General features: G+C 70.7%; 24 protein-coding genes and 1 pseudogene. 19 read left to right on the top strand and 6 right to left on the bottom strand.

What is annotated here, in order from left to right; all coding sequences use genetic code 11:
- The 3 genes and pseudogenes from AB0J64_RS45495 to AB0J64_RS45485 form a co-directional block, all read left to right on the top strand.
- Positions 1–171, top strand: a pseudogene (locus tag AB0J64_RS45495) (sulfate adenylyltransferase); the annotation flags it as partial.
- Position 172: 1 nt separating this feature from the next.
- Positions 173–682, top strand: coding sequence for a helix-turn-helix domain-containing protein (locus tag AB0J64_RS45490; protein WP_364042113.1), 510 nt, complete (start codon positions 173–175; stop codon positions 680–682).
- A 74-nt stretch (positions 683–756) separates the two neighbouring features.
- Positions 757–1,344, top strand: coding sequence for an HD domain-containing protein (locus AB0J64_RS45485; RefSeq protein WP_364042111.1), 588 nt, complete (start codon positions 757–759; stop codon positions 1,342–1,344).
- Here AB0J64_RS45485 and AB0J64_RS45480 read toward each other — a convergent pair whose 3' ends face one another.
- Positions 1,345–2,052, bottom strand: a complete 708-nt coding sequence (locus tag AB0J64_RS45480) for an FCD domain-containing protein (RefSeq protein WP_364042109.1) — start codon at positions 2,050–2,052, stop codon at positions 1,345–1,347.
- A gap of 132 nt (positions 2,053–2,184) precedes the next feature.
- On the opposite strand from AB0J64_RS45480, the gene AB0J64_RS45475 reads away from it, so the two are divergent.
- Genes AB0J64_RS45475 through AB0J64_RS45455 form a run of 5 tightly spaced genes read left to right on the top strand, consistent with a single transcriptional unit; the run spans position 2,185 to position 8,581 of the window.
- On the top strand, positions 2,185–3,789 hold the full coding sequence (locus AB0J64_RS45475; RefSeq protein ID WP_364042107.1) for an ABC transporter substrate-binding protein: 1,605 nt from the start codon (positions 2,185–2,187) through the stop codon (positions 3,787–3,789).
- Complete coding sequence (locus tag AB0J64_RS45470; protein ID WP_364042105.1) at positions 3,786–4,745, top strand: ABC transporter permease; 960 nt, start codon at positions 3,786–3,788, stop codon at positions 4,743–4,745. Before AB0J64_RS45475 ends, AB0J64_RS45470 begins: the two co-directional genes overlap by 4 nt.
- Positions 4,742–6,697: a dipeptide/oligopeptide/nickel ABC transporter permease/ATP-binding protein gene (locus AB0J64_RS45465; protein WP_364042103.1), complete on the top strand. Its 1,956-nt coding sequence runs from the start codon at positions 4,742–4,744 to the stop codon at positions 6,695–6,697. Before AB0J64_RS45470 ends, AB0J64_RS45465 begins: the two co-directional genes overlap by 4 nt.
- Positions 6,690–7,679, top strand: a complete 990-nt coding sequence (locus AB0J64_RS45460; protein WP_364042101.1) for an ABC transporter ATP-binding protein — start codon at positions 6,690–6,692, stop codon at positions 7,677–7,679. The genes AB0J64_RS45465 and AB0J64_RS45460 overlap by 8 nt, the downstream gene beginning before the upstream one ends.
- Positions 7,676–8,581, top strand: coding sequence for a dihydrodipicolinate synthase family protein (locus tag AB0J64_RS45455; RefSeq protein ID WP_364042099.1), 906 nt, complete (start codon positions 7,676–7,678; stop codon positions 8,579–8,581). The genes AB0J64_RS45460 and AB0J64_RS45455 overlap by 4 nt, the downstream gene beginning before the upstream one ends.
- A 1-nt stretch (position 8,582) precedes the next feature.
- Here the strand turns inward: AB0J64_RS45455 and AB0J64_RS45450 are convergent, their stop codons facing one another.
- Positions 8,583–8,840, bottom strand: coding sequence for a DUF1876 domain-containing protein (locus AB0J64_RS45450; protein WP_357602975.1), 258 nt, complete (start codon positions 8,838–8,840; stop codon positions 8,583–8,585).
- A 128-nt stretch (positions 8,841–8,968) separates the two neighbouring features.
- Here AB0J64_RS45450 and AB0J64_RS45445 point away from each other — a divergent pair, with 128 nt between their 5' ends.
- The 6 genes from AB0J64_RS45445 (at position 8,969) to AB0J64_RS45420 (ending at position 13,705) form a co-directional block, all read left to right on the top strand.
- Positions 8,969–9,841: a DUF4429 domain-containing protein gene (locus AB0J64_RS45445; RefSeq protein ID WP_364042096.1), complete on the top strand. Its 873-nt coding sequence runs from the start codon at positions 8,969–8,971 to the stop codon at positions 9,839–9,841.
- A gap of 121 nt (positions 9,842–9,962) precedes the next feature.
- Positions 9,963–10,391: a nucleoside deaminase gene (locus AB0J64_RS45440; RefSeq protein WP_364042094.1), complete on the top strand. Its 429-nt coding sequence runs from the start codon at positions 9,963–9,965 to the stop codon at positions 10,389–10,391.
- Between the two features lie 58 nt (positions 10,392–10,449).
- A complete protein-coding gene (locus AB0J64_RS45435; RefSeq protein ID WP_364042092.1) occupies positions 10,450–11,166 on the top strand; it encodes an ABC transporter ATP-binding protein in 717 nt (238 codons plus the stop codon).
- Positions 11,163–11,885, top strand: coding sequence for an ABC transporter permease (locus AB0J64_RS45430; protein ID WP_364042090.1), 723 nt, complete (start codon positions 11,163–11,165; stop codon positions 11,883–11,885). The genes AB0J64_RS45435 and AB0J64_RS45430 overlap by 4 nt, the downstream gene beginning before the upstream one ends.
- Positions 11,882–13,072 carry a sensor histidine kinase gene (locus AB0J64_RS45425; RefSeq protein WP_364042088.1) on the top strand — a complete coding sequence of 397 codons (1,191 nt, stop codon included), beginning with the start codon at positions 11,882–11,884 and terminating at the stop codon, positions 13,070–13,072. The genes AB0J64_RS45430 and AB0J64_RS45425 overlap by 4 nt, the downstream gene beginning before the upstream one ends.
- Before the next feature lie 3 nt (positions 13,073–13,075).
- Positions 13,076–13,705, top strand: coding sequence for a response regulator transcription factor (locus AB0J64_RS45420; protein ID WP_364042086.1), 630 nt, complete (start codon positions 13,076–13,078; stop codon positions 13,703–13,705).
- A gap of 52 nt (positions 13,706–13,757) precedes the next feature.
- Here AB0J64_RS45420 and AB0J64_RS45415 read toward each other — a convergent pair whose 3' ends face one another.
- The 4 genes from AB0J64_RS45415 to AB0J64_RS45400 form a co-directional block, all read right to left on the bottom strand.
- The gene (locus AB0J64_RS45415) at positions 13,758–14,702 is read right to left on the bottom strand and encodes a sugar kinase (protein WP_364042084.1); all 945 of its coding nucleotides are present in this window, start codon (positions 14,700–14,702) and stop codon (positions 13,758–13,760) included.
- 15 nt (positions 14,703–14,717) lie between these two features.
- The gene (locus tag AB0J64_RS45410) at positions 14,718–15,818 is read right to left on the bottom strand and encodes a winged helix DNA-binding domain-containing protein (protein ID WP_364042082.1); all 1,101 of its coding nucleotides are present in this window, start codon (positions 15,816–15,818) and stop codon (positions 14,718–14,720) included.
- 105 nt (positions 15,819–15,923) lie between these two features.
- Positions 15,924–16,583, bottom strand: a complete 660-nt coding sequence (locus tag AB0J64_RS45405) for a response regulator transcription factor (RefSeq protein ID WP_364042080.1) — start codon at positions 16,581–16,583, stop codon at positions 15,924–15,926.
- Positions 16,580–17,638 (bottom strand): histidine kinase, encoded by a 1,059-nt coding sequence (locus AB0J64_RS45400; RefSeq protein WP_364042078.1) that lies wholly within the window; start codon positions 17,636–17,638, stop codon positions 16,580–16,582. The genes AB0J64_RS45405 and AB0J64_RS45400 overlap by 4 nt, the downstream gene beginning before the upstream one ends.
- A gap of 113 nt (positions 17,639–17,751) precedes the next feature.
- Between AB0J64_RS45400 and AB0J64_RS45395 the strand changes: the two genes are divergently transcribed.
- From AB0J64_RS45395 to AB0J64_RS45375, 5 genes are all read left to right on the top strand, one after another.
- Positions 17,752–19,113: an alpha/beta hydrolase gene (locus tag AB0J64_RS45395; protein ID WP_364042076.1), complete on the top strand. Its 1,362-nt coding sequence runs from the start codon at positions 17,752–17,754 to the stop codon at positions 19,111–19,113.
- Positions 19,104–19,817 carry a DUF4179 domain-containing protein gene (locus AB0J64_RS45390; protein ID WP_364042074.1) on the top strand — a complete coding sequence of 238 codons (714 nt, stop codon included), beginning with the start codon at positions 19,104–19,106 and terminating at the stop codon, positions 19,815–19,817. Before AB0J64_RS45395 ends, AB0J64_RS45390 begins: the two co-directional genes overlap by 10 nt.
- Positions 19,818–20,015: 198 nt before the next feature.
- Positions 20,016–21,506 (top strand): M20/M25/M40 family metallo-hydrolase, encoded by a 1,491-nt coding sequence (locus AB0J64_RS45385; RefSeq protein WP_364042072.1) that lies wholly within the window; start codon positions 20,016–20,018, stop codon positions 21,504–21,506.
- Positions 21,507–21,683: 177 nt separating this feature from the next.
- Positions 21,684–22,724, top strand: coding sequence for a substrate-binding domain-containing protein (locus tag AB0J64_RS45380; protein WP_364042070.1), 1,041 nt, complete (start codon positions 21,684–21,686; stop codon positions 22,722–22,724).
- A 195-nt stretch (positions 22,725–22,919) separates the two neighbouring features.
- Positions 22,920–23,921, top strand: coding sequence for a hydroxyacid dehydrogenase (locus AB0J64_RS45375; protein ID WP_364042068.1), 1,002 nt, complete (start codon positions 22,920–22,922; stop codon positions 23,919–23,921).
- The last annotated feature ends 127 nt before the right edge of the window (positions 23,922–24,048 follow it).

The raw sequence follows: 24,048 nt of genomic DNA, 5'->3' as shown, positions 1-24,048 counted from the left end.
GAGACGGCGACGGCGCTGGGTCTCAACGAGATCGGGCGGGTGTCGTTGCGGGTCACGCAGCCGCTGTTCGTGGACGATTACGGGCGTAACAGGCTTACCGGCGGTTTCATTCTCGTGGATGAGGCCACGAACGGCACCGTCGGCGCCGGCATGATCGTCGGGCAGCAGTGACGTGGGCGGCCGGCCACGCGACCCGGCGATCGACAAGGCAGTGATCGCCGCGGTCGTCGAGATGCTCACTCACGACGGCGTCGTGTCCGTCCCCATCGAGGCCGTGGCCGAACGGGCCGGCGTGGCCAAGACCGCCATCTATCGCCGCTGGAGGACGGGGGACGCGCTGCTCGCGGACGCCGTCGCCACCTTCGGCCCCCGGCCCACGTCGCCCGGCGGTTCGCTCCGCCAGGAGCTACTGGATCTGCTCACGTCGCTGCGGCTCCTGGGGAGGTTGCTGCCCGTGCTCTCGCTGCTGGAGCGGTCTGGTCCAGCCACGGCCGCGCGGGTCGCGGCGCTCGTCGAGGACGCGCGTGGCATGCTGCGCGAAACGCTGTCGCGGGCGCTCGCGCGAGGGGAACTGCACCGTTACCCATGCGAGGAGACGCTGCTGCGGCTGGTGCTGGCCGGTGTCGGCGAGCCAGAGGCGGCGCTCGATCTCCTCGTGGACGGCCTGTGCGGCCGGCCGTGAACGTCCGAGTACCCTCTGCCGCGGCCGTTCCGGTCTTATCCTCGCCCTAGGACGTGGCGGCCAAGAGGAGCGGGATGAAGATCTTCACGAACTGGACGTCGTGGAGCCAGGCGGCGGGGCCACTGGGCGAGGCGCTGCCGCCGGAGACCGTGCAGGCCCTGCGCGCGGCGGTCACGTTCGCCCAGGAGCAGCACGGCGTGCAGCAGCGGCCCACCGGGCGCCCGTACGTCGAGCATCTGCTGGAGGCGCTGGAGGTGGCCGTGGCCGGCGCCGGGGTGAGCGACAGGGACGTGCTGGTGGCGATCGTGCTGCACGACGTGCTGGAGGACACGCCGTGCACCGAGGCGGAGATCGCACGGCGGTTCGGCCCGCGCGTGGCGGAGCTCGTGAGGTGGGTGACCAGGCCCCGGGGCGTCGCGAAGGCCGACTACCTGAGCTCCCTCGTCAAGGCGCCGTCCCAGGCCGTGCTCGTGAAGCTGGCCGACCGGGTGAGCAACGTGCAGGAGCTGCAGCGGATGCCGTGGCGGTTCCAGCGGCGTTACTACCTGGAGACCGTGGCGTACATCATGCCGCTGGCCGGCGTCCACCCCTGGTTCGCCACCTGGTACGGGGAGTGGCGCCGGCGCTGGCATCGCCGCGTGGAGCGCCTGGCCGCGTACTGATCAGCCGATCCGCGCCACGCGGTTGCGTACGCCCTCGAAATGGGTGTGCACGGCGGCCACGGCGGCGGCCCGGTCGCCGCCCAGGACGGCCGTGTAGATGTCGCGATGGCGCCTGACCACGTCGCCCGGCGGCTCGTCCGGCGCGCCCAGCTCGTCGCGGAGCTGGTAGTACACGTCCCAGAACGCGCCCAGCAGCTGACTCACCAGGGGGTTGCCGAGCGGCCGGTAGAGAAGGTCGTGGAAGAGGCGGTCGGTCTCGGGGGAGACGGGCCCGGCCTGCGCCTCGGACTCCATCCTGGCGATGACGTCGGCGACCGGCGTCAGGTCGGCCTCCGGCCCCAGCTCGATGAGGCGCTCCACGAGGCCGGACTCCAGGATCTCGCGGATCTCGACGAGGTGCGCCAGGTGGTTCTTGCCGTTCTGCAGCGTGATGCGGCTGTGGAAGGCCAGCTCGTCCACCAGCCCCGCCAGCGACATCCGGCCCACGAACATGCCGAACCCGTGGCGGATCTCCACGATGCCGACCGCCTGCAGGGCCTTGAGCGCCTCCCTGATCGAGTTGCGGCTGACCCGCAGCTCCTCCATGAGCTCCGACTCGGTCGGCAGCGGATCGCCGGCCACCAGCCCGCGCTGGACGATCAGGTCCTTGACGCCCTCCTGGGCCTCGACGGCACGACTCTGCCGCGCCGGACGCGGGACCGTGGCCATGAAAGATCCTTTCGTCGCAGGTAACAATCCCGAAATCTTCTGTTGACCTCAAGCGGTGGCTACGTTTAGCGTCCACCTTACGCAAAAGATAGGACATGGGACGTCCTATGTTCTAGGTTCCAGGAGGATTCCGTGAGCTCTGAGTTCAGCCGCCGCGACTTCCTGCGTTACAGCGGAGCGACAGGTGCGGCGGCGTTCATCGCGGCCACCCTCTCCGCCTGTTCCGGAGGCCCGGCCTCGACCGGCTCGGTCGGCGCCGGATCCAACAAGGACCTGATCACCGCCGTCATCGGGTACGGCAACGACCAGAGCTGGGATCCGACGCAGACCGCGTCGGCGTTCGCGATGGCCGGGATCAACCACATCTACGAGGGGCTCCTCGACACCGACCCGATCACGCGCGAGCCGTACCCGGCGCTCGCGACCGCCGTGCCCACCGACCTGAACGCGACCTCATGGAAGTTCACGCTCAGGGACGGCGCCAAGTGGCACGACGGCCAGCCCGTCACCGCCGACGACGTGGTCTTCACCTTCGAGCGGATCCTGGGCTCCGAGAACGTCCTGACCGGCAACTTCTTCAAGTCCTGGCTCCAGGAGGTGAAGAAGGTCGATGACCGGAACGTCGAGCTGGTCTTCAAGTTCCCGTTCCCCGACGCCGCGCCCAGGCTGACCATCGCGAAGATCATGCCGAAGCACGTCTTCAGCCAGCCGGGGGCCTGGGACAAGGCCAAGAGCGGCATGACGATGGGCTCGGGGCCGTACAAGCAGACGGCGCACAACCCCAAGTCCAACACCTCCTTCGAGGCGTTCGACGGCTACAACGGCCCGCGCCCGGCCACGGTCAAGAAGATGAACTGGCTGACGATCGTGGACGCCGCCGCCCGCGTGGCCAAGATCTCCGGCGGCTCGGCCGAGGCGCAGATCGCCGACAACATCCCGTACGCCAACGTCGACCAGCTCAAGCAGCAGGGTCTGACGGTCGAGGGCGGCAAGGGCATGAACCACATGTTCCTGATGTTCAACACGGGCGCCAAGCCCTTCGACGACGTACGCGTCCGCCGGGCGCTGCACTACGCGATCGACAAGCAGAAGATGATCGACGTGGCGCTCAAGGGCCACGGCACGGCCTCCAGCTCGTTCCTCAACGAGGGCCATCCCGACCACAAGCGGGCCTCGTGGGTGTACGACTACGACCCGGAGAAGGCCAAGGCGCTGCTGGCCGAGGCCGGCGTGAAGGACCTCACGATCAACCTCATGGCCGTGAACGTGAGCTGGATCGCGGACTGCCTGCCGACCATCGCCTCCTCCTGGGAGGCCATCGGGGTCAAGACCACGCTGGAGCCGCAGGACACGGCCGCGCTGTTCGCCAAGATGGACCAGTTTCAGGACTATCAGGTGGTCGCCGCCGCCTCGAACCCCAACCAGTTCGGCATGGACGCCGACCTCATCCTGCACTACAACTACGTGCCCGGCGGCCTGTGGATGAAGTACAGCCACTGGGACGGCAGCGCGGACGCCAAGAAGCTGTTCGCGATGATGGACGAGGCCAGCAAGGAAGCCGACAAGGCCAAGCGGGCCGACCTTATCCACAAATATCTGGACTTTGTGGCTGAGCAGGCGATCCTCTACCCCGTCGTCCACAACGAGCTGATGACCGCCTGGGACCCGAAGAAGCTGTCCGGCATCCGCGCCCAGCCGTACCCCGGCATCAACCTGCTGCAGGCCAAGAGGACATGACGCTCGTCGCCAGGATGCTGCTGCGGCGGCTCCTCATACTGATCCCGCTGCTGCTCGGCGTGGTCGCGTTCGTCTTCATCGTGATGCGCTTCTCCAACAGCAAGCCGGAGTACGCGTACTTCCAGGGCGCGAACCCGACCCCCGAGCAGATCCACCAGTTCCAGGTCGAGAACGGCCTGCTGGACCCGCTGCCGCTGCGTTACGTCCGTTTCGTGGTGGACCTGGCCCAGGGCGACATGGGCACCAGCGTGCTCACCAAGAAGCCGGTGCTGGAGTCGATCACGACCGCGCTGCCGCTGACGCTGCAGCTCACGTTCCTGGGCCTGGCCGTCGCCGTGGTGCTGTCGCTGGTGTTCGGCGTCACCGCGGCGCTGTACCGCGACCGCTGGCCGGACCAGGTGATCCGCGTGGTGTCGCTGATCGGGGTGGCCGCGCCGTCGTTCTGGCTGGCGCTGCTGATGATCCAGTACCTCGCCGTCGGCGAGGGCCTCTTCCCGACCGGCGGCTACATCAACCCGGCCGACTCCACGGCCGGCTGGCTGCAGTCGATGACGCTGCCCGCCCTGTCGCTGTCGCTGCCGATCGCCGCCCAGCTCACCCGCATCATCCGCACGTCGATGGTGGAGGAGCTGGACCGCGACTACGTACGCACCGCGATCGGCAGCGGCCTGCCGCCCATCGTGGTCGTCGGCAGGAACGTGCTGCGCAACGCCCTGATCACCCCGCTCACCGTGCTCGGCCTGCGCGTCGGCTACCTGATCGGCGGCACCGTGGTCATCGAGACCATCTACGGCCTGCCCGGCATGGGCCAGCTCATGATCAACGCCGTGCGCGACGGCGACCCCGCCGTCGTCCAGGGCGTGGTGCTGACCATCGCGGTCGGGTTCATGGTCGTCAACCTGGTCGTGGACATCCTCTACCTGCTGGTCAACCCCCGCCTCAGGAGCGCCGCATGAGACGTGGACTGACGGAACGGCTCTCCCACCCGGGCGTGGCTCTCCGCCGGCTGAAGCCCCTGTCGTGGGTCGCGGTCGGCATCGTCGCCGTGGTCGTGCTGGCCGCGCTGCTGGCGCCGTGGATCGCTCCGCACTCGCCGTACTTCCAGGAGGCGACATCCACTGTCGCCGAGTCCGCGACGAGGGGCGGCCCGTCGGCCGCCCACTGGATGGGACTCGACAGCGCCAACCGCGACATCCTGTCCAGGCTCCTGTACGGGGCCCGCTGGTCGCTGATCATCGGCCTGGGCGCGACCGGGCTCGCCCTGGTGGCCGGGGCGGTCGTCGGCGCGGTCGCGGCCACCTCGCGCCGGGCCGTGGACGAGACCATCATGCGGCTGCTCGACGTCGTCATGGCCTTCCCCGGCATCGCGCTGGCGGCCGTGCTGGTGGCGGTGTTCGGCGGCAGCATCCCGGTGCTGGTCATGGCCATGGCCTTCCTCTACATGCCGTCCGTGGCCCGGGTCGTGCGGGCCAACGTGATCGCCCAGTACGGCGAGGACTACGTGGCGGCCGAGCGGATCATCGGGGCGCGCACGCCGTACATCGTCGTCAGGCACGTCGCGATCAACTGCGCGGCGCCGGTGCTGGTGTTCTGCACGGTGATGGTGGCCGACGCGATCGTGTTCGAGGCGTCGCTGTCGTTCATCGGCGCCGGCGTACGCCCGCCGAACCCCTCCTGGGGCAGCGTCATCGCCGACGGCAAGAACCTGGTGCTGCTCGGCGGCTGGTGGGCCACGGTCTTCCCGGGCCTGCTGATCCTGCTCACCGTGCTCGCTCTCAACATCCTCTCCGAGGGCATCTCCGACGCCTGGGCCGCGCCCGCCGCCCGCAAGGCCGTCACCAAGAAGGACGACGCCTTCGAACAGGCCAGCCCCGGATCCGGCGAGATCGTCGAGCTGCCGGGACTGGCCGAGGCCGCCCGCAGGCTGGCCGAGCGGGCCCGCCCGCTCCCTCAGGGGCCGCCGATCCTCTCGGTGGAGCGGCTGCGGATCGGGTTCGCGGACGGCGTCGACATCGTGGACGGCATCGGCTTCGAGGTGCGTCCGGGCGAGGTGCTCGGCCTGGTGGGCGAGTCCGGCTGCGGCAAGTCGCTGACGGCGCTGACCATCATGGGCCTGCAGCCCCGCGAGGCCCGCGTCAGCGGCCACGTCCGCTTCGACCAGCGGGAGCTGCTCTCGGAGTCGCGCCGCGCCCGCCGCCGCCTGCTCGGCCACGAGATGGCGATGATCTACCAGGACGCGCTCTCCTCCCTGAACCCGGCCATGACCATCAAGGCCCAGCTCAAGCAGCTCACCCGCCGCGGCGGCCGGCGCACCCCCGCCGAGCTGCTCGAACTCGTCGGCCTCGACGCCCGCCGCACGCTGTCCTCCTATCCGCACGAGCTGTCCGGCGGGCAGCGGCAACGGGTGCTGATCGCGATGGCGCTGTCACGCGACCCGAAGCTGATCGTCGCCGACGAGCCCACCACCGCGCTCGACGTGACCGTCCAGGCACAGGTCATCGAGCTGCTGCTGAAGCTCCGCGACGAGCTCGGGTTCGCCCTGATCCTCGTCTCGCACGACCTCGCGCTGGTCGCCGACGTCACCGACCGCGTGGTCGTCATGTACGGCGGCCAGATCGTCGAGACCGGCGCCACGGCGGCCCTCGTCGGGGCGCCGGCCCACCACTACGCCCGCGGCCTGCTGGGCTCGGTGCTGTCGCTGGAGTCGGGCGCCGAGCGGCTCACCCAGATCCGCGGCGTGGTCCCCGCCCCGGCGGACTTCCCGCCCGGCTGCCGCTTCGCCGACCGGTGCCCGATGGCCACGGACGTGTGCCGTACCGAGACCCCGGTGCTGGAGGGCAGCGCGACACACGCGGCGGCCTGCCACCATCCCGCGGTGTCCCTCGTGAGGAGTGAGCAGCGTGCTTGAGCTCAAGGACGTGCACGTCGTGCACAAGGCCCGCTCCGGCGGGCTGCTCTCCCGCGACCGCGTGTACGCGCTGACCGGGGCGGACCTCACGGTGAGCCCCGGCGAGACGGTGGGCGTGGTCGGCGAGTCGGGGTGCGGCAAGTCCACGCTGGCCAAGGTGCTGGTCGGCCTGCAGCGGCCGACCCAGGGCACGGTGACCTTCCGCGGCAAGGACCTGTGGTCGCTGAAGGAGCCCGAACGGCGCGCCCTGATCGGGTCCAGCATCGGAATGATCTTCCAGGACCCGTCCACGGCGCTCAACCGCCGCCTGCCCGTCAGGCAGATCCTGCGCGACCCGCTCAACGTCCACCGCCGCGGCACCCCGGCCGAGCGCGACGCCCGCGTACGCGAGCTGATCGACCTGGTGGGCCTGCCCTCGAGCGTCGCCGACGCGCTGCCGAGCCAGCTGTCCGGCGGGCAGCGCCAGCGCGTGGCCGTGGCCAGGGCGCTCGCGCTCGAACCCGAGCTGGTCGTGGCCGACGAGCCCACCAGCGCGCTGGACGTGTCGGTCCGCGCCCAGATCCTCAACCTGCTGCTCGACCTCAAGGAACGGCTCGGGCTCGCGCTGGTGTTCGTCTCGCACGACATCCAGACCGTACGCAGGATGAGCGACCGCGTGATCACCATGTACCTCGGCAGGATCGTCGAGCAGGCGCCCGCGCAGGTCATGCCGCTGGGCGCCCGCCACCCGTACACGCGGGCGCTGTTCTCCGCGACGCCGGGGCTCATCTCGCCGATCAACCCGATCCCGCTCGTGGGCGTCGTGCCCTCGGCCACCAGGCCACCGAGCGGGTGCCCGTTCCGGACCCGGTGCTGGCGGGCAGACGACCAGTGTGCGGCCGAGTGGCCCGCGGCACAGGCCGAAGACGACCACCTCTTCCACTGCCACCACCCGGTGGCGGCGGGAGCGACCGATGTAGAGCTGATCCAGGAGCGCGCATGAGCCTGACGGGCGTCATCCCCCCCGTTTGCACCCCCATGACCCCCGACTACGAGGTGGACGCCGCCTCGCTCGTCCGGCTGGTCGACCACCTGCTGGACGGCGGTGTCGACGGGCTGTTCGTGCTGGGCTCGTCGTCGGAGGTGGCGTACCTGACGGACGCGCAGCGGCGGGTGGTGCTGGACACCGTGGTCGGCCACGTGGGCGGGCAGGTGCCGGTGCTGGCCGGGGTGATCGACATGACGACGCCGCGCGTGCTGGAGCACGTGCGGGTCGCGGTCGAGGCCGGGGCGTCGGGAGTGGTGGCGACCGCGCCGTTCTACACGCGTACGCATCCGGACGAGATCCGCACCCATTTCCGCACCGTCGCCGCGCGCGGCGGGCTGCCGGTCTACGCCTATGACCTGCCGGTCTCCGTGCACACCAAGCTGAGCGCGGACCTGCTGCTCGAGCTGGCGGCCGAGGGGGCGCTGGCCGGGCTGAAGGACTCCAGCGGCGACGACGGCGGGTTGCGCGAGGTCATCATGGGCCGCGAGGCGCCGTTCAGCGTGCTCACCGGGTCAGAGGTGACCGTGGACTCGGCCCTGTGGATGGGCGCCGACGGCGTGGTGCCCGGGCTGGGCAACGTGGACCCGCAGGGGTACGTGGAGCTGTACCGCTGCGCCGTCCGCGGCGACTGGGAGGCCGCCAGGGTGCAGCAGGAGCGCCTGATCAGGCTGTTCGAGATAGTCCGCGTCGGTGGCTCGCGCATGGGCGGCAGCTCTTCCGGCCTCGGCGCTTTCAAGGCCGCACTCCACCTACGCGGCGTCATCGACTGCCCGATCACCGCGCTCCCGCAGATTCCGTTGAACGACGACGAGGTCGGCCGGATCGGCAAGCTCCTGGCTGCCGCGGGGCTGCTCTGAGCTATGCCGTGCCGGCCAGCTGGGCCACGTCCTCGGCACCGTCCTCGATCAACTTCGAGGCCAGGTTGGACAGCGCCCGCCCGGCGGCCAGTTCGTCCCCGATGCCGGGGACCGGCCGGTCGCTGGGATTGCGCCGGGCGTGGGCCACGCTCTCGTGCCGTTTGCCGTCAGCCGTGAACAGCACCGCCGTGGCCGTGGTCACCGCGTCGTTGTCGTCTTCACTGATCCAGATCTGTACATTCCACTGCTTGTAATCCATGGAGGACCACCTCCCTACCTTCGAGGATCTCTCGTACGAGCCCAAAGGTAAAGGTCAGAGGCCTGGAGCGGTCCTTCTGAGCAGGATCTGCGGCGCGTGACCCGGGGCCGATCGGAGAGACTGGGACCATGACCGAGATCACCGTCGCCGACGGCTCCTGGACGTTCAACGGGGAGTTACTGCGCATCGTCCCGGGCAGCGACAAGGACGTGCACGAGCTGCGCAGGACGCTGGGCGAGGTGGTGATCCCGCTCGAGGCGATCGCGAGCGTGGCTTTCGAGCCGGCGCGCAAGGGCGGCCACCTGCGACTGCGGCTGCGCAAGGGGGCCGACCCGCTGTCGGACGCGGTGGCGGGGCTGCTCGGGCCGCCGGCCGACCCGTACCGGCTGGCCGTCCCGAAGGGCCGGGCGGGCGCGGCCGAATACTTCGCCGACGAGGTCCGCGACACCCTGCTCATCCACCAGGCCCCCACCTCCGCCTGCGCGGACCACCTCCTGCCCGGACCCGCCGTGCCCATCTCGGCCACCGCCGGAGACGGCACGGCGCTCTTCGACGGGGAACGGGTCCGCCTGGAGTGGACCGGGTTCGCGAGCTCGGAGAAGGAGAAGGCGGGGCCGCAGGAGTTCCCGCTCTCGGACGTGGCCGGGGTGGAGTGGACGCCGCAGTCGGGCATGGGATACGGCACGCTCCGCTTCCGGCTCAAAGGCGGCGGGCCGGCGCTTCCGCCGCAGAAGGACGTCCACTGCGTGTCGTGGGGCATCCAGCGGTACGGCGGCGCCACCGCCCTGGTCGCCGCGGCGGTGCTGGCCCGCCTGTCCCGGGCGTCCGAGCTGCCGCCTTCCCCGCCGCCGCCCGTCCCCGACAACGCGCACGACGACGTGCACGACGCGGTGCTGCGCCGCCTGGCGGAGCTCGGGGAGCTGCACCGGTCGGGTGTGCTGACCGACGAGGAGTTCGCGGCGGCCAAGCAGGCCGTGATCCGCCGACTCCAGGAGTCGTGACCGCCCGCGAGCCGGTGCAGGCCATGATCCGCCGCCTCCAGAAGTTCTGACCGCCCGCGAGCCGGCGACGTCACCCGCCGGTGGAGAATGGGCGCGAAGGCCCATGACCTGAGGAGCGAGTGTGACCCGCGACGAAGAGAAACTCCTGCGCCGCGCCATCGAGCTGGCCGCGGAGGCCCGCGCCGGCGGCAACCCGCCGTTCGGCTCCCTGCTGGCGACCTCGGACGGCACCGTCCTGGCTGAGGAGCGCAACACCTCGCTCACCGACCGGGACATCACCGCCCACCCGGAGCTGAAGCTGGCCCGCTGGGCCGCCCGCGAGCTCGATCCGGCAGCGGCGGCCACCACCACGATGTACACGAGCTGCCAGCCGTGCGGCATGTGCGCGGGGGCGATCGCCCGCTCCGGCCTGGGGCGCGTCGTCTACGCGCTGTCCGGCGAACAGCTCGACGGTCTCAAGCCGCCGGGCAGCGCCTTCGTGGACCCGCCCGCCGAGGGCCCGGCCCTGTACGAGGTGGCCCGCGTGCCGGTGGAGGGCTACTACGGTTGATCCCCCATCAACCGTTCGGAGGATGTTGAAAGCCTCGGCCGCGAACGACTCTCGATACATGACAGTCATCGAGATCGACGGCATGACCAAGAGCTACCGAGGCGACAAGGTCCTGGACGGCGTATCGCTCACGGTGGAGCGGGGCGAGATCTTCGGCATCGCCGGCCCCAACGGCGCCGGCAAGACCACCACCGTGGAGTGCGCGTCGGGCCTGCGTGACCGCGACGGCGGCGTCCTGCGCGTGCTGGGCCTGGACCCGCGGACCGACCGGCGCCGGCTGCTGCCGCGCGTCGGCGTCCAGCTGCAGGAAGCGGCGCTGCCGGACGCGATCAAGGTCGGCGAGGCGCTGAAGCTGTACGCCTCCTTCTACGACAGGCCCGCCGACTGGCGGGCGCTCATGGAGGAGTGGGGGCTGGCGGACCGGCGGCGCTCCAGCTTCTCGAGCCTGTCGGGCGGCTGGAAGCAGCGCCTGTTCATCGCGCTGGCCCTGGTCGGCGACCCCGAGGTCGTCTTCCTCGACGAGCTCACCACCGGCCTCGACCCCTCCGCCCGCCGCACCACGTGGTCCCTGATCCGTGACATCCGCGACCGCGGGGTGACCGTCGTGCTGGTCACCCACTTCATGGACGAGGCCCGGACGCTGTGCGATCGTATGGCGATCATCGATCAAGGCCGAGTCATCACCCAGGGCACCCCGGACGAGCTGATCGCTCAGGGTCGCACCGATTCGCTGGAGGACGCGTACTTCGCACTCACGGGAGGGCAGGCGGCATGAGAGGCATCACTCAGGTCATCGGGGTCGAGCTCAAGCTCATCATGCGGGATCCGATGTCGGCGTTCTTCGCGCTGGCCTTCCCGGCGATCATGCTCTGGGTCAAGTTACGCGGCGGCAAGCCCCTGCCCGGCGGGCTGCCGGCGGTGGACGCCACCGTCCCGATGCTGAGCGTCTTCGTCATCGGCCTGGCCGCGCTGGTCGTCCTGCCGGCCACCCTGGCGCAGTACCGCGAGCGGCGGGTGCTCAAGCGGATGCGCGCCACTCCCGCCTCGCCCGGCATGCTGTTCGGCGCCCAATGGGTCGCTCACATGCTGCTGGCCGTGCTCGGCACGGCGCTGCTGGTCGTGATCGGCCTCGTGGCCTACGACCTGTCGGCTCCCGCGAACGTGGGCGCGGTGGTCGTGGCCTGGGTCCTGGCCGCGCTCAGCCTCAGCGGCATCGGCCTGCTGCTCGGGGCCGTCGTCCCCTCCGGCCGTACGGCGACCGTGATCGGGCTGAGCCTGTTCTTCCCGATGGTCTTCATCTCCGGCGCCGTGATCCCCCGCGAGACCATGGGCGGCGCGATGCGGGCCATCGGCGACCTGACTCCCATGGCCCCCGCTGTCCAGGCGATCCGCGACGGCTGGGAAGGCCACCCGGTCTCGCCCATGTCGCTGATCATCATGATCGCGATCTGCCTCGTCGCCGGCGGCGTCGCCGTGAAGGCGTTCCGTTGGTGAGCAGCGGACCCGGTCCCAGTCGCTGGGACCGGGTCTGGCCCGTTCTCCCGTACCTGTTCATCCTGCTCCCTGCCGGCGCCTCGCTGCTCCAGCACTGGCGGCTCGACACGCTCGCTCTGACCCTGTTCGCCGTGGGCTGGCACGCGCTCATGGTCACCACGGGGTGGGTCAGGAGGCCGGCGGTGGCGATCGTCTACTTCGGCGTCCTGCTCGCCGCCATCGGGGCGCTGGTCAGCATCGACTCGCTGTTCACGGTGGCCGGGCCGGCGGCGTTCATCCAGTCCTTCGCCGTCCTGCCCCGGTGGTGGGCCTACGCGGGGGTGATGGCGACCGCGGGCGTGCTGGTCTCCATGCGGGCCGAGCCCGGGCGCTCTCCTGGCCAGCAGCTCTACTCGTTCCTGGTGGCCGCGCTGGTCGCCTCCGCGATCGGCTTCGTCGTACAGACCATCTCCGACCAGAACGAGAGCCGCAAAGTGATGATCGCGCAGCTCCAGGAGACCAGCGCCAAGCTGGCCGCGCTCGCGGAGGAGAACGCGGACCTGCAGGCCCAGCTGCTGACCCGGGCCCGCGAGGCGGGGGTGCTGGATGAGCGGCAGCGCATGGCCAGGGAGATCCACGACACGATCGCGCAGGGGCTGACCGCCATCGTCACCCAGATCGAGGCCGCGGAAGAGGAGCTCGACGACGTGGCCGCCGCCCGGGCCCGCCTCGACACGGTACGCACCCTGGCCAGGGAGAACCTGAAGGAGGCCCGTCGTTCGGTGCGGGCCCTGCGCCCGGCGCCGCTGGCCGGGTCGCAGCTCCCCGCCGCCGTCCAGGACGTCGCCGACACATGGACGCGGGCCGGCGGCGTACCGGCCTCGGTGTCGGTCACCGGCGACGCCCGCCCGCTGCACCCGGAGGTGGAGGCCACCCTGCTGCGGGTGGCGCAGGAGGCGCTGGCCAACGTCGCCAAGCACGCCTCGGCCGGACGGGTTGCCCTCACCCTGTCGTACATGGAAGATGTCGTGGTGCTGGACGTACGTGACGACGGGGCCGGTTTCACCCCGTCCGGGAAGGCAAGCGGCTTCGGCCTCATCTCGATGCGCCAGCGCGTGACCAGGCTGGCCGGCGACTTCCAGATCGAGTCGGCCCCCGGCGAGGGCACTGGCCTCTCCGCCACCGTCCCCGCCATCCCGGCTGAGTGACCCATGCCGATTCGCCTGATCATCGTTGACGATCATCCAGTCGTACGCGACGGCCTGCGCGGGATCTTCACCGACGACGCGTTCGAGGTGGTCGGCGAGGCCGGCGACGGCCTCGAGGCACTCGCCGTGGTCGGCCGCACCAACCCGGACGTCGTGCTCACCGACCTGCGCATGCCCAGGATGGGCGGCGCCGAGCTCATCCGCCGTCTCCAGGAGGAAGCCCCTGGCGTCCGCGTGCTCGTCCTGACCACGTACGACAACGACGCCGACGTGCTCCCCGCCATCGAGGAGGGCGCGACCGGCTACCTGCTCAAGGACACCCCACGCGCTGAGCTCCGCCGCGCCGTCCAGGCCGCGGCCCGCGGCGAGACCGTGCTGTCCCCCTCCGTGGCGGGCGTGCTGACCCAGAGGATCCGCGCGCCGCAGCAGCAGGCGCTCAGCCCTCGCGAGCTCGAGGTCCTCTCGCTCGTCTCGCGGGGCGCCACGAACCGCGAGGTCGCCAGGAAGCTGTTCATCACGGAGGCCACCGTGAAGACGCACCTGCTGCACATCTTCGGCAAGCTCGAGGTCAACGACCGTGCCGCCGCGGTCGCCGCCGCCTACGAGACCGGCCTGCTGCGGCCTGGCACCTGACGGCCGGCGAGAGTGGCGGCACGGTTGCCGCTGGCGGCCCCGAGCCCTTTGATCACCTGCTCACACCGTCGGCGGGCCGCCGCAGCAGGCCCAGATCGGCCCGCCGCGGCAGGCTCTCCCAGTCGCCCTGGGAGGTCACTGCGAACGCCCCCGCCGCGCACGCCGTGCTGAGCCGCTCCGCGGGCTCCGCCCCGGCCAGCCAGTCGGCCAGCCAGCCGGCCGCGAACGCGTCCCCAGCTCCCACGGAGTCGACCTCGGTCACCCGGTACGGCTCCGCCCGGCGCACGACGCCGTCGGACAGCTCCATCGCGCCCTCCGCGCCGAACTTGACCAGCACGTGCCGCGGGCCCAGCGCCGCCAGCGCCTTGGCCAGCTCGGTCGGATGGTCCGCGTCGACGATCAGCCGGCCCTCGGCCTCGGTGGCGAACAGCACGTCCACGTTCCCGATCGTCTCCCGCAGCCACGCCCCCGCCTCCTCAGGGGACCAGAGCGCCCTGCGGTAGTTGACGTCCAGCGAGACCAGCACGCCGGCGGCCCGGGCCTCGGCGACGGCGTGCCGTACGGCGTCGCGTGCCGACTCCGAGAGCGCGGGCGTGATCGCGGAGACGTGCAGCACCCTGGCGGACCTGATGAGCTCGGGGTCGAGGTCGGCGGCGCACAGGCGCGAGCCCGCGCTGTCCTTGCGGTAGTAGCGCACGTCGATGAGGTCCGCCGTGCGCCTGCCCTTGATCATGAGCCCGGTCGGCGCCGCGGGATCGGCGATGGCCCGCGCGTCCACGCCCTCGCCCGCCAGCGTGGCGCGGATGAGGTCGCCGAACTCGTCGGCCCCCACCCTGCCGACCCACACCGCACGGTGGCCGAGCCTGGCCACGCCGATCGCGACGTTCGACTCGGCGCCGCCCAGGCCCAGGTCGAAGTCGCGGGCGAAGCGCAGCGGCCCGGTACGGCGCGCGGCGAACAGCGCCATGGTTTCGCCGAAAGTCACCAGTTCGTGCATGGTTGAAGACTAGTGTCACGGCCTTGAGGGGCGATCGGAGATCGAGATCTCGTGCTTGTCGCCCGGCGCCAGGAACTCCAGCAGCCGCAGCCCCTCCTTCTCGGCCTCCTCCAGGACGGGGATGGGGACCCACTGGTGGACGGTGAGCGTGGAGGTGCCCTTGGCGCGGGTGACCGTCCAGTCCCCGGCGGTGAAGCCGTCCACCAGGATGACGCGGGGCTGCACGTTCGTGCCCATGAAGCCGCGGACAGCGGCCAGGCCCGCGTCGGTGATGACCCTGGAGCGGTCGGCGTGCGACAGGAAGAGGTTGTCGAAGTCGTACATCAGCCGCACCGGCGCCGGGGTGTCCTCGTCGGGGCGTACGGCGTCGGGCAGGTCGTACAGGGTCCGTCCCGACTCGTCCCTGAACCGGACGAGGTCCAGCGACTCCACCACCTCGCCCAGCCGCGTCAGCCCCGACCACGTCTGCACGTCCATCACCGACGCAGGCCCGAACGCCGCGAGATAGCGCAGCACCAGCTCGGCAGGCGTCATCGGCGGCGCCTCGAAGCCCAGCCACGACTCGGCGCTCGTGTGCGCGACGGGCCCGCTCCTGCCCCACAGCCCGCGGGGCGGCACCTGCACCAGCGGGACCAGCCACCGCACCGCCTGGCTGAGCGCGTGGCGGTCGTACGACGGCCACCGCTCGGCGAGACCGCGCTCGAGTTCGGCGAACGTCATGGGCCGCTCCTCCACCAGCGCCCGGCCGTGCGCCGCCAGCTCGTCGAGGTCCACGCCCTCCAGCTTCTTGCCGTACGTGCCCCGCGTCCCGCGCTCGGTGACGACCTGGAGGAGCGGCCGCATGGCCAGGCAGTCGCGGGCGCTCACGAGGTGGATCGTGGAGCGCTGCAGGGCGATGCGTACGAGCTCGCGCGAGAGCATCAGGTCGGCGGCGTCGGCGGGCTTGAAGCCCTCGATGCGGTTCCACAGGCCGGTGTACCAGGTGTGCGGGGTCTGCGCCTGGAGTCCGCCGAGGTCCTCCACGACCTCGATCACGGTTCTGCCGGTGCGGCGGAGCAGGTGCTGCCGGTCGAGCGTGGCCCGGTTGAGCGCCCTGCGGCTGATGAGGGGGTCCATGGTCCCAAAGGTAGGGGCTATTGCGGCCGGTCCCGGGCCGCAATAGCCCCAGCGACACCGGCGGGTGGCCGGCTCGTGGCTTCCTTGCGCCCGATGGTACGCGCGCTAGCGCCCTTCTGGACGCGCATCAGATGGGAATGGCGCATCACGCAGCAGCAGGGCCGCTTGCACCCGGTTGGTGCAGTTCAGTTTGGCGAGGATGCGGCTGACGTAGGTCTTGACGCTGGCCTCGGTCATGTGGACGCGGCGAGCCACCTGCGCGTTGGACAGGCCCTGCGCCACCAGGGCGAGGATGTCGCCTTCGCGTGCGGTGAGGGTGGCCAGCCGGCCGGCGGCGTCGCGTCCGCGCTCGTCGTCGCCCGGCATCGCCATGTCGAGCACCTGGCGGGTCACCGCAGGCGACAGGTACGCCTGCCCGGCGTGAGCGGCGCGGACCGCGCGGATCAGTTCGTCGGGAGTGCACGTCTTCAGGACGAACCCGGACACGCCTTGCCGCACCGCCCGCCGTACGTTGTCCTCATCGCCGAAAGCGGTGAGCAGCACCACGCGCGTCCCGGTCAGTTCCGCGGCGGCGGCCAGGCCGTCCATCACCGGCATCGCGATGTCCAGGAGCGCGACGTCGACCTGGTGCCGGCGGGCGGCCCGCACCGCCTCGCGCCCGTCGCACGCGGTGGCCACCACCTCGATGTCCCCGGCTGACTCCAGGACGGTGCGGATGCCCGTGGTGATGAGGGGCTCGTCATCGGCGATCAACGTCTTGATCACGAGCTGGCCCCCTCGAGGACCGGCACCAGAGGGAGCATCGCGACCAGCCGGAATACGCGCGGTCCCGGATGGACGCGCAGCAGCCCGCCTGCCGCGGCGACGCGCTCGGTCAGCCCGTGCAGGCCGCTGCCGCCGCCGACGGAGGAGACAGGACGGCGGGGCATGGGGTTGGCCACCGAGATCAGCAGGGCGTCGGGTTGCCAGTCGAGCGACACGGTGATCGACGCGCCGGACGCGTGCTTGACGGCATTGGTCAGCCCTTCCTGGACGACCCGGTAGGCGGCGTGGGACGCCCGTGGGTCGGTGAGCGGGACGGCTTCGCCGGATGTCCCGATCGTCACCGAGGCGCCCGCCGCCCGGGAGCGGGCGACGAGGTCGTCGATCTCCTCCAGGCCGGGGGCGTCATGGCCGCGCAGCGCGTTGACCACCTCGTGCAGCTCGGCCGCGGCGGCGCGGGCGGTGCCCGCCAGGCTGCCCACCGCGCGCTGCTGGCCGGGAGGCAACGGGCCCACCTCCAGCGCGGCGGCCTGCACGGACACCAGGCTGAGCAGGTGACCGAGGGAGTCGTGCATGTCGTGCGCGATGCGCAGCCGCTCGCGCAGCCGTTCCTGTTCGGCGATGAGAGCCTTCTCCCGGCGCAGGTGCTCGCGCTGCTGGGCCACGTACCGGCCGGCGAGCAGCGGCAGCGCGGTCAGCACGACGACGCGGGCCAGGCTGATCCACGGCTCCTCGGCGCCGGGGGATCGCTGCACGGCAAGCAGGAGGACGCACACATATGCGCTGAGTGCGCCTGCCGTCAGCACCACATCTCTACGTGCGGAGATGCGGTGCCCGGCCTGGAAGCCGGTGCAGGCCAGCAGGGCCAGCGACCCGCCGGTGAGCACGGCCAGCGCCAGCGCCGCGAGGAAGGCCGCGAACGGCAGGCGGTTCATCGCCGCCATGGCGAGCGCCACCGCCGCGGCGTAGGCGGTGAGCGTCCATCCCCGCGTCCCGTCCAGCCACAGCAGCGCCGTGTCCGCGACCACGACCGCGGCGATGAGCGCATACCTGGACATACGCCTCACCTTACTCATCGCGCCTGGTGAACCTCATAGTCAACTTTGGTCAACAGTCATCGACGACTTTCGCGGGCAGACCCCGGCTGTGCACGGCTCCTAGCGTTCTGCGCATGCTCAAGACATTCCTGGCGCTGGCCGTCCTCACGGCACCGGTCCAGGCGCCGCAGCCGTCCCTCCAGTGGAGCGCGTGCCCCGTCGCGAACGCGCCCGAGCTCCAGTGCGCGGACCTGGCCGTCACCCTGTCGCCCAAGAGCGAGCGGAAGATCACCCTGAAGGTCGCCCGGCTGCCGGCCACCGGTGCCAAGAAGGGATCCGTGCTGGTCAACTTCGGTGGTCCACAGGGGTACCAGATCGCGTCGCTGGGCTCACGTACCCAGATCTTCAACAAGATCCGTACGTCGATGGACGTCGTGACCTGGGACCCGCGCGGCTATCCCGGGCTCAGCGGTGCGGTGCTGCAGTGCGACTGGGGCTTCCTGCGCACCCCGGCGTTCCCCGCCGACCAGGCCGAGTTCGACCGGCTCGCCGCGGCGAACAAGGCCAGGGGCGACAAGTGCCGCGACACCGATCCGGAGCTCTTCGACCACATGGACGCGGCCTCCGACGCCCGCGACGCCGACGCCATCCGCAAGGTGCTCGGCGAGGACAAGATGAACTTCCTCGGCCTTTCGTACGGCGGCGCCATCGCGCAGTCCTACGCCCGGCTCTTCCCGCAGCGCGTGCGTACGATGTACATCGACGGCACCGCAAGCCACAGCGGGCGCGACTGGGACCGGGAGCTCGACACCATGGCCCGTGACAACGAGCGCTTCATGGACCGGTTCTTCGCCTGGGCACCCGCAGGGACGGAGAAGCGCTGGCGCGCGCTGATCGCCAAGGCGAATCGCGAGCCGATCCCCGCCGCAGGCGTGGCGGCCCGCTTCGACGGCACCCAGTTGCAGTCACTCGCGTTCATGAAGCTGCGGCCCGGCCCCGCACGATGGGCCGACGTCATGGCGGCCATCACGGCGGCCGAGGCCGGGGACGCTTCGAGCTTCGCGCTGTCGAGCCGCCAGCCGTACCCGGGACTGCCCGGCGGCGGGGTCAAGGAGTGCCTGGACTTCCCGCGCCCGGCGAACCAGCGGGAGGTGGCGCGCACGGTCAAGCGGCTGCGCGCGATCGCCCCCGACACCGGCGCCGCTTTCCCCCTCGCCTGGCACCTGCCGCTCACCTGCGCCGGCTGGCCGACCCAGGTGACCAACCCGCCCACGCCGATGCCCCGTACGCTGCCGCCGCTCCTGGGCGCGGGCACCTGGCAGGACTACGAGTCCACCCGCCGGGTGGTCGAGCAGATCCCCGGCAGCCGCACGATCGAACACGACGGCCCCGGCCACAACCTCTTCGGCGCGATGGCCAACCCCTGCGTCATCGACCACGTCAGCACGTACGTCACCGAACTCCGACTGCCGCCCCGGGGGACGACGTGCCCGTGATCCGGCGCAAGCGCTGGTGGATCGCGGGCGCCGTCATCGCGGTCCTCCTCATCACCGCAGCGACAGTGACAGTGATCGCCTTCCCGTCCGTCGCGGCCGTCACCTGCCCGCGCTGTTACGGCCTGGAGCGGCTCCAGCCCGGCGTGTACGCCGAACCCGGCCTGTCGCAAGCCTGGCGTCGGCAGGTGAGCGAGGTCGCCGAGCAGGCGAACAAGCGGGTGCGTGACTTCTTCGGCGGTCGGACAACCTCTCCGGACGTTCTCGTGTGCCTGTCCGACGACTGCTACCGCAGGATCGGCGGCGGCCGCGAACGCGGCATCGCGGTGCTCAACCGGTCGGTGATGCTGTCCCCGCGCGGCGTCGACCCTGTGATCGCCTCGCACGAGCTGACCCACGTGGAACTGCACGCCCGTCTCGACGGCGCCGACGTTCCGCAGTGGTTCGACGAGGGCCTCGCCGTCCTGGTCAGCGACGACCCCCGATACCTCGCCCCGACCGGCGACCGTTGCCTGCTCGACTCCCGCCGGCCCCTGCCGGTCACGCTCGACGACTGGCTGCGCGCGGCATCGGCGGATCCCCGGTTGTACGCCGAAGCCGCCTGCCAGGTGAGTCGTTGGGTGGAGAAGAACGGCGGGACCGAGGCCGTACGAGCCCTCGTCGAACGGCTGTCAGCAGGACAGGCCTTCCCGGACATTCAGCGCTAGCGGGGAGGGCTAGCGCACTCCGCGGCTCTGAATGGCCGCGTTGGGCAGAGCGGAACATCTCCCGCATGCCTGACCGTACGGAAGAGGCGCGGAAGAGAAACGAAAGACTGGTCTCCTAGCGTCCATGGTTGTGATCTTGGATCTGCGCGGATCTCGACTCGGATTCGCGTGCTCAGCCATGCATTCAGGAGACTATAAGTGCGCAAAATCGCCATCGGCACCTTGGTCGGCTTGGTAGCAACCCTCGGCGCGGCACCGTCCGCCGGCGCCAGTATTCCGAGCCTGGCCGACCTGGTCCAGCTCAAGGACATCCGGGAACACCAGCTGGCATTCCAGATGATCGCCAACAGCAATGGCGGAAACCGGGCTTCGGGCGAGCCCGGTTTTGAGAAGTCAGCGAATTACGTTGTGGCCAAGCTCACGCTGGCCGGGTACAAACCCATGATTCAGCGCTTCACTTTCCCCTACTACAAAGAGGTCACGCCATCGGTCTTCGCCCAGATCGCTCCGTCACCCACCTCGTACACCCATGGCAGCGACTATCGCACCCTCGACTACTCGGGCGCCGGCGACGTCACGGCAGCCGCGGTGGCCGTGGATCCCGACGCGGCCGGGCTGGGCAGCGGCTGTGAGGCCGATGACTTCGCCGGTTTCACCGCCGGCAGTATCGCGCTGATCCGCCGGGGCGGCTGCAGCTTCGAGGTCAAGGCGGACAACGCCCAGAAGGCCGGCGCGAGTGCGGTCGCCTTCTATCAGCGTCCTGACGTCCCCGATACTCCGGTGGAGGGTACGGCGCTTCGCCCATTCACCATCCCGCTGCTCGGCTTCACCAACAAGCTGGGCGTCGAACTGGTTCAGGCGGCGAAGGCAGGTGACCTGAAACTCCGCGTCAAGACCGACACCATCAGCGAGCAGCGCACGACATCCAACATCGTGGCCGAGACCCCGTATGGCAACCCGGACCGCGTGGTTGCCGTTGGCGGCCACCTCGACAGTGTGGCTGAGGGCCCCGGCATCAACGACAACGGCAGCGGGGCGGGGACGGTCCTCGCCATCGCTCAGAAGATCGGCCAGATTCGCGACCGTGTCAACAACCGGGTCCGTTTCACCTTCTGGGGCGCCGAAGAGGGAGGTGATTTTGGCTCCAAGTACTACGTGGCGAGCCTCAGCGCCGAAGAGAAGGCCAAGATCGCGCTCTACCTGAACTTCGACATGGTCGGCTCTCCGAACGGGGTCCGCGGCGTCCTGGACGGTGATGGCTCACTCGGCCAGGGCACCAAGCCGCCCGCAGGCTCGGACGCCATCGAGAAGGTCTTCACCGACTACTATGCGGGGCGCCGGCTCGCGCTCAAGCAGGATGCGTTCACCGGCTCCTCCGACTACCAGCCGTTCATGGACGCGGGCATCCCGGCGGGCGGGGTACGCTCCGGCACCGACACCGTCAAGACGGCCGAGGAGGCCGCCGTCTTCGGCGGCACGGCCGGAGTGCCCTATGACCCCTGCTACCACAAGGCCTGCGACACCTACGACAACGTCAATGCGACCCTCCTTGACCAGCTCGCGGACGGCGCCGCCTATGCGACCGAGACGTTCGCCAAGAGCGCGCCGACCATCAAGACCGGCAACGTGAGAACACCTGCCACCGAGAAGAGCACCAGGACCGGCGAGGGCCACACCCCCGCCGGCTGAGGCCAAGGCAGGTCGCCGGCCGCAAACGCGGCATCGTCACCCGACACTCTCGGCCTGCTCCTTGCCGTCGTGGTCGCCCCACCACGCCACCCGGAAATCGGCACGAGCGATCGTATGAAACTGAAACGCTCATAACGAAAGACATAGGATCGACTCACCATCCGTGAAGGAGTCTCCGTGTCCATCGAGCAGCGCCACAGGCTCATACTCCGTCAGGTGCGCGACCGCGGCTCGGCGCGCGTGGCCGACCTGGCCGAGGCGCTGGGCGTCTCCGCCGTGACCCTGCGCAGGGACGTCGAGCACCTCGCCGCCCAGGGCCTGCTCACCAGGGTGCACGGTGGCGTCACGCTGCCGCGCGACACCGCCGCGCCCGTCCCGCCGGCCACGAAGCTGACCATCGGCATGCTGGTCCCCACCGCCCGCTACTACTACCCGGCGATGATCAAGGGTGCCCAGGAGCAGGCCGCCAGGGCGGGGGCGCGGCTCGTGCTGGGCATCTCCCGCTACGACGACGCCGAGGACCGGGCCCAGGTCCGCCGGCTCGTCGAGGGCGGCATGGACGGCCTGCTGCTCACGCCGAGCAGGCAGCCCGACGAGTCCCATGTGGAGTGGCTGGACGGGCTGCGCGTCCCGGTGGTGCTGGTGGAGCGCAGGGCCGAGCTCGCGGGCCCGGCGTCCACGCTCGACGCGGTCGCCTCCGACCACGCCCACGGCGCCTACCTCGCCGTACGCCACCTGGCCGAGCTGGGCCACCGCAGGCTCGCGCTCGTCGCCTACCCCAGCCCGACCGTGCCGCGGGTCAGGGTGGGGCTGTCGGCGGCCGCCTCGGCACTGGGCGTGACCGTCGCCCCGGAGATCGTCATCGATCGCGAACGCATGGACGAGCTGGTCGCCGGCGTGGTGCGGCTGGTGCGCGACCAGGGCGTGACGGGCCTGATCGTGCACAACGACGAGGACGCACTCTCGCTGGTCATGCACCTGGGCGCGGCGGGCGTCGACATTCCCGGCGAGGTGTCGCTGGTCGCCTATGACGACGAGGTGGCCGCGTTCTGCTCGCCCTCGCTGACCGCCGTGGCACCACCCAAGGAGGAGGTCGGCCGCTGCGCGGTGGACCTGCTGATCACCCGCCTCACCCATGGTCCCGCCGCACCCGGCCGTCACCTGGCGCTGCTGCCCGAGCTGTGGGTACGCGAATCATCCGCGCCCCCTTCACCGTGATCGGCTGCGCTCGGCCCTCGGCTGGGTGGTGTCCGGGTGCCGGAGCCGGACCATGTGTGCTCCGGCGCGGCCGGCATGCCGCTTGGCGCTCATGGGTGGCGGCACGTGCGTCACACGGCCTCTTAGGGTGCCAAGGACCAAGCGCAGCGCCTTCGTTATGATCGCTTCGATCGGATTGATTGCGGGGGAGAGCGAATGATCGAATCACGGCCGAAGACCTTGATCGCCATGGGGCGGCCGGTGGCGGGGCGGCTCGTCACGGGGGAGGTACGCGACCGCCTGCTCGGCATCGCCGACGTGGACCCCGATCTGGTGGCCGAGGATTTCGCCGACCCGGTCGTGGCCGAGGCGCTGGCCCAGACGGAAGTGCTCTACACGAGCTGGTGGTGCCCGCCCATCACCCAGGAGGTGCTGGACAGGGCGCCCAAATTGCGCGCGGTCGTGCACGCGGCCGGTTCTGTGAAGCATCACGTCACCGAGGCGTGCTGGCAGCGCGGCATCCTCGTCTCGTCCGCCGCGGCGGCCAACGCCGAGCCGGTCGCCGAGTACACGCTGGCCTCCATTCTCTTCGCCAACAAGCGGGTGCTCGACATCTCCCGGCTCTACCGCGAGCACCGGGCGCGGCTCGACCTGGAGCGTCGCTTCCCCGGGTTCGGCAACTACCGGCGTACGGTCGGCATCGTCGGCGCCTCCAGGATCGGCCGCCGGGTGATCGAACTGCTGCGGCCGTTCGAGCTGGACGTGCTCGTCGCCGACCCGTACCTGACCGAGGACCTTGGCGTGCCGCAGGTCGAGCTCGACGAGCTGTTCGAGCGGTGCGACGTGATCAGCCTGCACGCGCCCTCGCTCCCGGAGACCAGGCACCTCATCGACGCCGGGCGCCTCGCGCGCATGCGCGACGGCGCGACGCTGATCAACACGGCCCGCGGCGCGCTCGTCGATCAGGACGCGCTCATCGCCGAGCTGGCCGGCGGGCGGCTGTACGCGGTGATCGACGTGACCGAGCCCGACCTGCTGCCCGCCGATTCGCCCCTCTACGACCTCCCGAACGTGCTGCTCACCCCGCACATCGCCGGATCACTCGGCGGTGAGTTGCCCCGCCTCGCCCACCTGGCCCTCGACGAGCTCGCCAGGTACGCCCAGGGACTGCCGTTCCTGCACGGTGTCGAAGCGGAGGAGCTGATCAGAAGCGCCTGACACCGAGGCCGGCATCACCACCCTCATCGTGACCACCGCCGACGTGGCCGATGGGGTGGCGTCGGCTGGGGGGTGGTCGCCCTTGGGTGACCCCGCCGGGGGCGGCTCACGTCGGGAGTGCGGTGGA

It is taken from the genome of Nonomuraea sp. NPDC049695 (assembly GCF_040674955.1).
In the GTDB taxonomy this organism is placed as follows: Bacteria; Actinomycetota; Actinomycetes; order Streptosporangiales; family Streptosporangiaceae; genus Nonomuraea; species Nonomuraea helvata.
Note: the sequence above shows the minus strand (reverse complement) of the source record. Positions and strands in the feature narration are given on the sequence as shown.